Source organism: uncultured Veillonella sp. (genome assembly GCF_963534045.1).
Lineage (GTDB): Bacteria > Bacillota > Negativicutes > Veillonellales > Veillonellaceae > Veillonella.
In genome coordinates this window covers 21199-33039 of the sequence record NZ_CAUSQT010000020.1, presented here as the reverse complement: position 1 = coordinate 33039, position 11841 = coordinate 21199, and the positions used below count along the sequence as shown (strand labels likewise).

General features: G+C 43.2%; 14 protein-coding genes and 1 pseudogene. All 15 read right to left on the bottom strand.

The genetic code is table 11. The features are described from left to right. Positions 1–202, bottom strand: a pseudogene (locus RYP29_RS05030) (NAD-dependent malic enzyme); the annotation flags it as partial. A gap of 155 nt (positions 203–357) precedes the next feature. Next, positions 358–1140 carry an adenosylmethionine decarboxylase gene (gene speD, locus RYP29_RS05025; protein ID WP_105083530.1) on the bottom strand — a complete coding sequence of 261 codons (783 nt, stop codon included), beginning with the start codon at positions 1138–1140 and terminating at the stop codon, positions 358–360. Positions 1141–1218: 78 nt separating this feature from the next. After that, complete coding sequence (locus RYP29_RS05020) at positions 1219–1716, bottom strand: metallophosphoesterase family protein (RefSeq protein ID WP_311532526.1); 498 nt, start codon at positions 1714–1716, stop codon at positions 1219–1221. Further along, on the bottom strand, positions 1713–2294 hold the full coding sequence (locus RYP29_RS05015; RefSeq protein WP_311532525.1) for an XTP/dITP diphosphatase: 582 nt from the start codon (positions 2292–2294) through the stop codon (positions 1713–1715). Before RYP29_RS05015 ends, RYP29_RS05020 begins: the two co-directional genes overlap by 4 nt. Before the next feature lies 1 nt (position 2295). After that, positions 2296–3069, bottom strand: coding sequence for a ribonuclease PH (gene rph, locus RYP29_RS05010; RefSeq protein ID WP_311532524.1), 774 nt, complete (start codon positions 3067–3069; stop codon positions 2296–2298). Between the two features lie 140 nt (positions 3070–3209). Continuing rightward, on the bottom strand, positions 3210–4583 hold the full coding sequence (locus tag RYP29_RS05005) for a histone deacetylase (protein WP_311532523.1): 1374 nt from the start codon (positions 4581–4583) through the stop codon (positions 3210–3212). Beyond that, positions 4570–6234 carry a hydantoinase/oxoprolinase family protein gene (locus tag RYP29_RS05000; protein ID WP_311532522.1) on the bottom strand — a complete coding sequence of 555 codons (1665 nt, stop codon included), beginning with the start codon at positions 6232–6234 and terminating at the stop codon, positions 4570–4572. Before RYP29_RS05000 ends, RYP29_RS05005 begins: the two co-directional genes overlap by 14 nt. Positions 6235–6328: 94 nt before the next feature. Continuing rightward, positions 6329–6982, bottom strand: coding sequence for a coenzyme F420-0:L-glutamate ligase (locus RYP29_RS04995; protein WP_005377243.1), 654 nt, complete (start codon positions 6980–6982; stop codon positions 6329–6331). A gap of 12 nt (positions 6983–6994) precedes the next feature. Continuing rightward, a complete protein-coding gene (locus RYP29_RS04990; RefSeq protein ID WP_005380162.1) occupies positions 6995–7534 on the bottom strand; it encodes a hypothetical protein in 540 nt (179 codons plus the stop codon). A 12-nt stretch (positions 7535–7546) separates the two neighbouring features. Further along, positions 7547–8356 (bottom strand): glutamate racemase, encoded by an 810-nt coding sequence (murI, locus tag RYP29_RS04985; RefSeq protein WP_275249638.1) that lies wholly within the window; start codon positions 8354–8356, stop codon positions 7547–7549. Then, entirely contained in the window at positions 8349–8768 is a 420-nt protein-coding gene (locus RYP29_RS04980; protein WP_287500712.1) for a thioesterase family protein, read from the bottom strand. Before RYP29_RS04980 ends, murI begins: the two co-directional genes overlap by 8 nt. Before the next feature lie 117 nt (positions 8769–8885). Further along, the gene (locus tag RYP29_RS04975; protein WP_005377221.1) at positions 8886–9224 is read right to left on the bottom strand and encodes a YkvA family protein; all 339 of its coding nucleotides are present in this window, start codon (positions 9222–9224) and stop codon (positions 8886–8888) included. Positions 9225–9238: 14 nt separating this feature from the next. Next, complete coding sequence (locus tag RYP29_RS04970; RefSeq protein WP_009661020.1) at positions 9239–10102, bottom strand: hypothetical protein; 864 nt, start codon at positions 10100–10102, stop codon at positions 9239–9241. 159 nt (positions 10103–10261) lie between these two features. After that, the gene (locus tag RYP29_RS04965) at positions 10262–11029 is read right to left on the bottom strand and encodes an SDR family NAD(P)-dependent oxidoreductase (RefSeq protein ID WP_005377228.1); all 768 of its coding nucleotides are present in this window, start codon (positions 11027–11029) and stop codon (positions 10262–10264) included. Between the two features lie 11 nt (positions 11030–11040). Beyond that, a complete protein-coding gene (locus RYP29_RS04960; protein WP_311532521.1) occupies positions 11041–11835 on the bottom strand; it encodes a TSUP family transporter in 795 nt (264 codons plus the stop codon). Positions 11836–11841 lie beyond the last annotated feature (6 nt).

Below are 11841 nucleotides of genomic sequence, written 5' to 3'. Positions count from 1 at the left end.
ATACAACGGCAACCATGTTGGAACGGCAAGTTAATTCGAAGGATTCTGCTTCATTGTCTTTAATACGCAAGCATGGTTCTGCTACACCTGGTGTGTAAGCAACGGATAAATCATGAGCGTCTTTTAATTCATATTTAGTTCCTACTGTTAGGAAGCCTTTTAATTCACGTTTTTTTTGTACTGCTAATTCACGTACGTCCATAATAATTCTCCTTTGTGGATGACAACGGACACAATAGTTTCTTGGTATTAATTATTAATACCCCTTACAAGTTCATTATACAGAATCAGAAACAATAATACAAGATTTTTCGATATAGTTTTTCGAAAATTTTAGAATTAAGCGTTTTTAATCATCTAGGCTTTCACAGAAGGCAAGTTACGACCGTAGAAAATTTCCGTCATTTCTTGTCGCAATTGTTGTTTAATTTGCTTGATTTCCCGTTCGCTCAATTCCGCTTCGGTAATACCAAATAGATAGTTATCCAAGTCAAAATCTTTGAGCATCATCTTAGTGTGGAAAATATTTTCTTGGTACACGTTCACATCGATCATGTTGTACAAATTGCGCGTTTTCGCATTAATGTAATTTTGGATGGAGTTGATGCGATGGTCAATGTAGATTTTCTTGCCCGACACGTCGCGCGTAAAGCCACGCACATGGTAGTCCAAGGTCAAAATATCCGAATCAAAGCTATTGATCAAATAATTGAGGGCCTTAAGTGGAGAGATTTGACCACATGTGGACACTTCGATATCGGCACGGAATGTACTAATCCCCTTGTGCGGATGGCTTTCAGGATACGTATGAACCGTAAGATGGGATTTATCCAAATGCATAACTACATCTTCTTTTTCAATTTCTTCTTCGGAAATCAAAATCGTCACCGACGCCCCTTGTGGGTCATAATCTTGTTTCGCAATATTCAAAATATTGGCGCCGATAATATGACTCACTTCGGTCAAAATATTCGTCAACCGTTCCGCGTTGTATACTTCATCAATATATTGAATATATTGTTTCTTTTCTTCCTCTGTACGAGTATAACAAATATCATAAATATTAAAACTCAACGTCTTCGTGAGATTATTAAACCCATATAACTTCATTTTAGGCTTTGCCTTAACTGGTGTATCCATGATATGCCATAACCCTTTCCATGCATAGACTTACTATTTTTTGTGAAAGCCATACAAAACCCGACTTTCACACATATACTATATAATATCTTGTTTATACACAAATTCTACATCAAAGGCGCCATCTTCATAGGTGACGATGGCAAAGGTGCCACCCGATCCATCCCGAGGTAATGCAATACTCCCCGGATTTACAAAAAGGGTATCCCCTATATGTTTAGCCTCGTGATAATGACTATGCCCACAAACGATGAGGCGCGCCCCCATAGCATTGCCGATGTGTATCAATTCTTGTGCTCGTTTACAATATGATACCTCATGACCATGGGTCATGTAAATATAGGTATCCTCGAGGGGAATCAATTGCTCCTTAGGTTCTAAAGGCTGCACGCGGTCATTATTGCCGCGCACGGCGTAAACCGGTACATCGGTACGCGTCTGCATATACCGCGCATCGTCTCCGTAATCACCGGCGTGTAGCCACATGTCGATATCTTGGTCCACCGTTGCATCTAACACGAGATCAATGGTATCGAGATAGCCATGTGTATCACTAATAATACCTATCCGTTTCATTTGTTCACCTTTGCAACCAATTCTTGCAACGCCTTACCACGATGACTGATGGTTTCCTTCGTATCGATATCGAGTTCCGCCATTGTTTTGCCAAATCGGGGAACAAAAAAGTATGGATCATACCCAAATCCATTGGTACCAAGCGGCGTATCTTGAATTTCCCCCTCGCAAGAGGCTTCGGCGGTTACGCTATCACCATCGGGATGAACCAGCGCTAAGGCACATACATAATGCGCTGTGCGGTCCGATTTACCTTGTAATTCGCGAATTAATTTTTCATTATTTGCCTCGTCATCGCCGTGAACACCTGCATAGCGTGCGGAGTATACACCAGGGGCCCCATCAAGGGCATCAACGGCAAGTCCTGAATCGTCAGCTAAGCAAGGCAGTCCAGTCTTTTCGCTATAGTATTTCGCTTTGAGGATGGCGTTTTCCATAAAGGTTGTGCCCGTTTCCTCTGGTTCTGGAACGTCTATTATGTCTTTCACAGGCACACAGGTGATGTTCATATGAGAAAAAGCCCGTTTAAATTCGCGTATTTTCCCCTTATTACCCGTTGCTAATACAATGCGTTCCATATTATTGTTCTCCTTCAGCAGTTTGAACAGGTGCGTCAGGATACACTTTGCCAATTTTGTCCGCTACAGAACCGAGCACATCGCGTTGCGCAGCCATTAATTCATCAGTGGCAGATTCTGCAAGGTCTAATAATTGATTAAGTTCATCGCGGTTAAATGTACCATGCTCGCCTGTACCTTGCACCTCGATAAGATTACCGGCACCGGTACGCACCACGTTCATATCCACTACGGCAGCGCTATCCTCTTCATAGCAAAGGTCTGTAATAGGACCGTCTGGGCCAATGCCAACGGAAATAGCGGCACAGAAATCGGTAATAGGGAATTTACCAAAGCCGCCAAATGTGAAATCGATGGCATCCACAAGGGCTACGAAGGCACCTGTGATGGACGCCGTACGCGTACCACCGTCAGCTTGGATAACATCACAGTCTACGGTAATAGAGCGTTCTCCTAAGGCCTTTAAATCTACAACGGCACGCAACGCACGACCGATTAAGCGTTGAATTTCAACGGTACGGCCTGTTTGTTTACCACGAGCGGCCTCACGGCTGACACGTGTTTTTGTGGAGCGTGGCAACAAGGAGTACTCTGCAGTCACCCAACCTTGGCCAGAACCTTTTAGCCAGCGCGGTACATTTTCCTCGATGGTAGCCGTACAAATGACCTTGGTCTTACCACATTCGATGAGCACTGAACCTTCTGCATATTCTGTAAAATGTCTAGTTATTTTAATCGGTCTTAATTGACCTGCTGTTCTATTATCACTGCGCATAACAACGCCCCCTTTATGTCTAGTATACCATGCTGAATTGTTCATTATAGGATATGGATCACAATAGAAACGCCCCTCACACGAGGGGCGCTATCTCGTTTATTCTATTATATCATGAACGGCGGTTCCCATTCGACAAGCTAAATCTCAACTTGCCCCTGTCCCATAGGGTCCACCACCACATAGCGATTGAGTCCACCTTGTTTTTTCATGCGGCGTGCTTCTGTGAAAGCCTCTTCGCGCGTAGCATCATCTGCTTGCCATGGTATAAACATGGCATACACACTTTGCTTGGCATAAGGTCCATAATTTCCATAAGATTCGATACTATGCCAACCAATTTTATCCGGATAGAGACGTACTGTTTCGCGGCGCTCTTCTTGAACGCCAGATTCGTCATAATACACAGAATAGTCACGAACCCATCTATCCTTGTGACCGATGAGTTCATCTCGTGCTATTTCCTCACGCCGTGCCCATTGGTCCTTCCATTTCAATATTAGATCATCTATATATCTCGTTACATCTGCCGATTGATGTTGTTCTACATAGTTCGGCTCGATAACGCGACTGTAATCTAACCCCGCCATCGATAATATGATGCCCGTATTTACATAAGGCAAGGCCTCTTGTACAGAATAGCCACCTTCAAGAACAGCTATGTCGGCCTGCAATAGGTCAACTAATTCGGCGTATCCCTTAGCGGTAACATTCATATTCGCTAATGGATCGGAGAAGTGATTGTCTTGCCCCGCCGAATTGATAACGATATCCGGTTTAAATTCATGGAGTATCGGCAGTACAAGCTCACGCATAACCTTTAACAAACCTTCATCACCCGTACCCGGTGGCAATGGGATGTCGATATTGGCTCCGATGGCTTGAGGCCCGCCGAATTCATCCATAAATCCTGTTCCCGGATATAAGGTCCGCCCATCTTGGTGAAAGCTTATATACAAGGTATCTGGATCATGGTAGAACACATCTTGCGAACCATCCCCATGATGTACATCGGTATCGACGATGGCAACACGTTTTACACCGTAGGTTTGGCGTATATGTTGAATCATAACGGCTTCGATATTGATAGTACAGAACCCACGAATACCATGAACCATGGCCATCGCATGATGCCCTGGTGGTCTAACGAGGGCAAAGGCTCGGTCAACTTCACCTCGTAGCACCGCATCAGCTGCTGCGATGGCACCGCCTGCTGATACGCGATGGGCATCGGTTACCCAAGATGCTAAATCAGGGGCCCCCACATGAACCCGTTCTATAGTATCCCAGTCGGCTACAATAGGATTATATTCCCTAATATTCGGTACATCCAATAAGCCTTCTTCTACGATTTGATCCCGTGTATAGAGCAATCGTTCTTGCCGTTCTGGATGGGTAGCGGAAATTTTCCAATCAAAGGCAGGGAAAAAAACGAGGCCCAACGAAGGATGTTCTATTGTACTAGCTGGCACGATTCTATTTCGTACACGATAGCTGTCCTTATGATTCCACATAACTGCTCACCCCCGCTTTCAATTGTACTTTCACAGTGATAATGCGTTCCATCGATTGCCATCCATCAACAACAGGAAAATCTTCAACGCTAATCGTTTCTATATCAGGCATTGCATCTGGAGGTACAAGGCATTGCTCTCGCGCAGCATCTCGCAATAAATCATACGCTATTTCTTCCACGGCATTGGCAGAACGCAAACTGCTGCTTTTATCTTGAATACCTAGCTCTGGCACCACCATGGTGCGCCGTTTTGTATCGACGTGAACCGTAATCGCCATCGTATGATTAGCTACACCAGCACCGATGGCATTAGCCACAGCTGCATCAACTGGAATATGAACAGGTAATCCTAGTTGATCCCCAATAATGGGTCCCAAACTAGCAGCTGTACCGCCAACAATGACGAGTTGTGCTGGCACGAACGGATCGGGATGCACAATATCGGCTACTACGTAAATAGGTCGTTTATTTTCCTTCGCTACTACCATATCAATGCCTTGTTGTACAACGCGAACTGCTGTATCTACAATGCGCTGAGCCATGGTTTTCGCATCAATTGTCGTATCTATCTGTGCAATGGCATCATATGCCTTCTGTTCATCTCCATAGTGAGCTTTACCAAGCACAATGAGAGCATCCCCTAATGTTGGGAAAGTGCCATCAAGGGCAACAGATGGGCCGAGCCGTTCAGGGCCAACCATAAGGTTGCCATCTTCATAACGCACCGCCGATTCACCACCAATGCCCACAGAGGTAACCGCAAAGGAACGTACTGCACTTGGATATTCACGAATGGATACGCCCTCTTTTGTCATCAATGGTTTGCCCTGTTTCCACAAGGAAATATCCGTTGTAGTCCCACCAATATCAAGGGCCACCGTATGAGCTTCTTTAGTACTGCGCAATGCTTCTAAGCCAAGTACTGTTGCGGCCGGTCCGGTAAATACTGTCTCTACAGGAATAGATTCTACCGTATCAATCGGTAGCGAGCCACCGTCAGCTTTCAAAATATATACAGGCGCCGTAATGTGAAAGGTTTCCAATGCATGATGGACAGCATTTTTAAAGTCCTTAAATACAGAGGCCACCGCACTATTAAAATAAGCACTAATGGTGCGACGGGGAAAATTAAGATTGCCACTCAGTGCACTGCCTGTAGAAATCGTAGTATATGTACTTGCGAGACCATTGGCAATATCGAGTTCCTCCTTCGGATTACGGACGCCAAATTTTGCGGAGACCGCTGCTAAATCGGTACCACTCTTAGATTGCACCATATTTGCTAGTTGACGAGTACCCTCTACATCCGTACGTTCTACCACAATGCCGCGATGGTCCGTATACCCTTTGAGGTACACAGGTCTTACCGGGAAAATATCATCTACATTGCGCCCTGGCCCCGCTACAACATAGAGATCTACAGGCTGTTCTTTATGCTCCACAATTGTATTTGTCACTACCGTAGTGGATAGCGTTACCTGTTCTATTTGTGCAGGGTCCGCACCACGCATCACCGCACCTAAGGCATCCGTTATGCCATTCATGAGATTCTCCTTCGTGGTTCTCCGCTTCGCCGATGAAACGATGGTACCCCCATCTATAATAACGGCATCCGTAAAGGTACCGCCTACATCTATGCCTAATAACATATGTCCTCCTTTAAACAGAAAAGAGACCGCCGGAGCAGTCTCTTTTGTTAATCTCTAGACTTACCAGTTCTGCACCGGAAACATCGAGAATCTTTTATTTTGCTCCCGAAACGGAAGCGTAGTTTTTAATAATAACGATTGGTGTCATTTGGCTATCATTACCAAACGGATTATCAATCAACAATTTAGCGATTTTCTTCGCATCAATACCGCGACTTGTACCGAGAATTGCAGAGCGTTTCAAGTCGTTTACGTCTGCTACAACAGCGCCATAGCAACCTGTGCGTTGAACGATTTTTTCAGCCACCTTATCTGGATCTTTTGGACCAAATACGATGTGTTTATCGAATGGAGGCATTGTACCTGTTACGTCATCGGTTAAGGATGCAGCACGGGCGATAGCGTAAAACACGCCTGGTTTGCGGAAAATTTTAGCAATAGCGCCTAAGAAGAAAGCACCTAATACCTTCCATTTACCATCTAAGTTCATAGCAGATTGCATACCATAAATAGAAGCCATGGAACCATCTGGATGGATAAAGCGGTTAATCATACGCGCTTGCCAACATACATTGAGTTCTTCAGGACGTGTAAAGCGGCCTTGTGTAATAGCCACGACGGATTCTGCTACGCATACGATGTCTTCTGGTCCAATATTGTGACCACCAAATTCAACGATAGCATCAACGATGTCATCATTATCTGTAAGAATACGTGTAGGAACACATACTAATTCTAATTCTGCCATTGTTATGCCTCCTTAGTGAACCAATGCTGCTTGTACTTCTTCTGCAGTCAAACGAATACGTTGTTTATCGATATGGTAATCGGTACGACCTACGATTTGGTAATAAATGTCGATATCCATATAAGGGAATCCCTTAATATCTTCACGAATATTGCCATTTCTACCTGTTAAGGTAACGTAAACGCGGATTGTACCACCCTTGCGAGGCTTGATGATGATGGCTTCAAAGTAACCATCGTGGCGTGGACGATCGATATCCATAGCCCAAGCGTCTACTTTCACACCATCAAAATGTTCTTCTGGAAGCAAAGGACGTGGGAATAAATCCATGATTGTACCAAGTTGACGGCCTTTGTTTACAAATGGCACATCGCAGAACAATGTCATGGAGCTCATATTCATATCTGCCAATTGAAAGCTTGTTTTCCGCTTTGGCAACAAAATAACGCGTTCGTTACCTTGTTTTAATACGAATAGACGGAATAATAAGTACAAAATAGCTACGATAACTGCAATGGCAACTATCACATTTATTATGTCATAAAACCACATGTGAATTCTCCTTTATAGTGTAATCAATTCCACCGAAAAATCATCAGTATCTAAGAATTGGGCGCCTAAATCAGCCCCTAGGGCAATATCCTTTGTGAAATACAAGGTGCTACGGCCCTTCTCGGTAGATGGATTATGTAAATGATTGCTGTCCATCGTACGTCGTACTAGATCACTAGTCTCATAAGCAGGGTCGATATATCGGATGCGGTCACCTGATAACTCCTGCAGCACAGGGCTAACAAATGGGAAATGAGTACATCCCAATACGACAACATCGATATCCCGTTCTAGCATAGGTGCTAAGTACTCCTTAGCGGCTGTACGAACAGCGTCATCGTGCAAATGACCTTGTTCAATTAAGCCGGCTAGTTCTGGGCATGGTTGTTCCCATACAAAAACCTCATGGTCGATGTCCATAGCCACATATTTATGAATATGACTATTAACTGTAGCCACTGTCGCCATGATACCAATGGTATTACTATTGCTTTCACGAATAGCGGTCTTAACACCTTGCGACACGCCGATAACCGGCACATTGACGCGACTACGCACCTCATCGAGGGCCACTACGGTAAAGGTATTACACGCAATGACCATCAATTTTACGGGTACTTGATGTAATGTTTCCGCAATACGGCAGGCGATTTCTGTAATCTCCTCGGTCGGACGATTGCCAACAGGGTTATTAGCATTATCTCCTATATAGATGAAGTTTTCATTGGGAAATTGTTCCTGTAGAACTTTCAAAACGGATAGACCACCTACACCTGAGTCAAAGACGCCGATAGGCAGTCGTTGTGTATCTATATTAGTCATGAGGCATCTCCTCAACAGCATTTAGAATAGGTTGATAAAAGCGATCCTCTAATCGTACGATTTTCCCAGACGATTTAGACATAAAGGCATTCTTAGTCTCACCCGTCGCCAATAGAGCACCATCGCTAGCGCGGCGCATGCGGTATTTAAATATCATCTGAGCACGGGTCATTTTAACTAAATAGGTTTCTATATTAATCGTGTCATCGAACCGAGCAGGTTCCTTATAGTTACACGATACATTCATAATTGGAAATACTATATCCTCGTCCATCATATCCCACAAGGTGACACCAATGTGACGAAGGAATTCAATACGCGCCATTTCAAACCACCGAAAATGATTGCTATGGTGAGCAATTCCCATCATATCGGTTTCATAGAAACGGACGTTAATTGTCGCTGTATACATTTATTCATCCTTCTTATTACAATACAAATTTAATTGTATATCTATTAACAAAGGGTGTCAAATAAACAAAGGCAGTCCAACCAATAACAATGATTAAACTGCCTTTTTATGTACTTGTTAGTTACCAAAAGGGAATAGCTTTTTCGCTTGTTCTTCGTGGGATGTTTTGATATAGCGGTTGGCGATTTTGAAAGCAATGCCGAGAACTGCTACATCATCTACCCAGCCAAGGCCCGCAATCGTATCAGGAATGATATCGATTGGTAGGACGAGATACCCTAAGGCGCCGGCTAAAATAGCCTTTACATATTTTGGTGTATCTTGATCGCGCAAGCAAAAGAATAACACCACTGCTTTTTGTACAAAGGCAAGTTTTTTACCATAGCGAGTGGCAAACGCCAAGAATCGAGACTCACTAAAATACTTGCCATATTTGATAATCTTTAATGGATTCATACCAATCCTTCTAACTATTTACGAAAACCGTTAATTGTGGATTTTGTCGTTTCTTTTACTGTTTCAACAGCTTGGAATGCAGTATCTTTTGCATTTTCCACAGCTTGAGCTGCTGTAGTTTTTGCGTTTTCCACAGCCACTTGAGTTGTTGCTTTCGCTACCTCTACGCCACCTTTAGCCAATTCTTTTGCAGTATCCAATGTTTCTTTTGCTACATCGATTTTTTCTTTTGCCGCATCAGTTACCTTTGCTACTGCTTCTGCTGCATTATCATGCAATTGGTATTTCGTTTCCGTATTCCATTTTTCAATAGCAGGTGCTACTTTTTCAGAATATACTTGTTCTAATTGTTCTTTTGCAAGACCTGTTTCATTGGCAATACCAGCCCATACATCGCGTTGGCCTTGAGTGAACGGAATGCTTGCTGCTGCATCGCGAGCGATTTCGCCAGCAATGGTTTTACCATTTTCATAGAACTCAGCGATCATAGGTTTGTAGCGTTCGATGTCGGATGGCATACCATCTTCGATCCAGATATGAGCTACCTTACCAATAGCATAGGTCAAACCAACAGCTACCGGTACGCGTACTGCTTTAAAAGGTACGAGTAAGGAAATAGCAGCTGTAGCAATAGCAGTGCTCAAGCCACCTACTAAACCTACAACAGCACCTGTTTGTAATTCAACATCATATAAATGAGCAATGCGAGTTACCATGTATGTAGCATTTGTGCATAGTGCAACATTGCTGAATTTTGGAGACAAAGCCAATACGGCAGCACGGCCTGCACCCCAGAAAATAAATTGTTCAACTTGATAATTTAAATCTTGACCACCATCGCTAAGCGGTTCAATTCTAACGCCATTATATTCTGCCATAATCGTTCTCCTTTTTCTCCGGATTCCACTTGTGAATGTATGTATCGTTCATTAGTATTATTATACCATTCTCAATGTAGAATTGAAATGAATAATATATATTTTACCCTGTATAAACTGTCTTATTATGACTATTAGTAATAGATAACACTCTATTCACTACCAACTCGTAAGACCTCCATCAATCGTCCACGCAGCACCTGTTACAAAGGATGCTTTTGAACTAATTAAAAAAGCGATAACTTCTCCAATTTCATGAGGTTTTGCAATACGCCCTAATGGATAATGTTGGCCCATCTCCTCTTTTGCTTGTTCCGCATCTTGATGGGATTGGGCAATTTGCTTATCTACAAGCGATGTATCTACGTCGCCAGGACATACACAATTTACACGTACTTCATGAGGTGCCATCTCAAGGGACAGTGATTTTGTAAAGCTTACGATAGCACCTTTTGACGCACCATATACTGAGCAGGCTACATTGCCCTGTAGGCCCGCATCACTAGATACGGTAACAATACTGCCCTTTACTTGACGTAAATAAGGCAATGCTGCTTGGCACAAGAATACAGTTCCTTTTACATTTGTTCCAAACATTTCATCAAAAGCCGATTCAGATACATCGGCTAGTAGCTCTTCTTCATAATATCCAGCCGCCGTTACAAGAGCCGAAATACTACCAAAGAAATCTACCGTTTCTTTTACGATGCGCTGACAATCGCTAACACTGGATACGTCGCCTTTCACATAGCGCACCTTCGAAGAATATCGGCGCAATTTCATCTTTGCCCTTTGTCCCGCTTGTTCATCGCGGCCATTGATAACGACGCACCAACCTTCTTGCAATAATAGCTTAGCTGTGGCAAATCCAATCCCCGATGTGCCACCGCTGATCAATGCCACTTGAACATCATTTTTATGAGGCATACTCACACCTCCTACAAGGTAGAAATATAATCAAACACTAATTTTAACAACATCACTGTCGTAACAGACAGGAATATAACACGCACCAAAGAAGATCCTTTCGCAATGGCTAAATGAGATCCTAAATAGGCGCCCACAACTTGTCCCACCGCAGCAGCAAGACCATACATAATATTGACATGTCCTAAATATAGAAACACAAGTAAAGATGCTAAATTACTGGTGAAATTTAAAATTTTAGCATTCGCCGAAGCATGGAGAAAATCAAATCCGGTAAAGATAAATCCCATAATGAGAAATGTACCCGTACCAGGGCCTATAAAGCCATCATAAATACCGATGCCAAGGGCAAAGGCCATACAAATATAAAGTGCTCGCCCCATTACTTGAGAGGTGCGATTTACTTCGCCCCAGTTCTTTTTAAAGACTACAAATAATGTAACGGCCACGAGTAATACGATGATAATCGGTTTAACATATAGCGGCGGTAATGATACAACCGCCAAAGTACCCAGCATAGAACCTATAAAGGTAAAAGGCAATAGTTTACGAACCAGCCTAAAATCAACCATATGGTTTCGTAAAAATGTAATTGATGCACTACCGGCCCCAAAGATACTAGACAATTTATTACTACCTAGAGCCATGCTAGGAGGCAAATTAGTTAGCAACATGGCCGGCACAGATATCAATCCACCGCCACCCACTATGGAATCCACAAAGCCCGCAAAGGCCCCTGCTACAGCAAGCAATATAAGTATCATTACCTCATAGGGTAATCCGGTTATTGCAATTAGCCATTCCATATACGA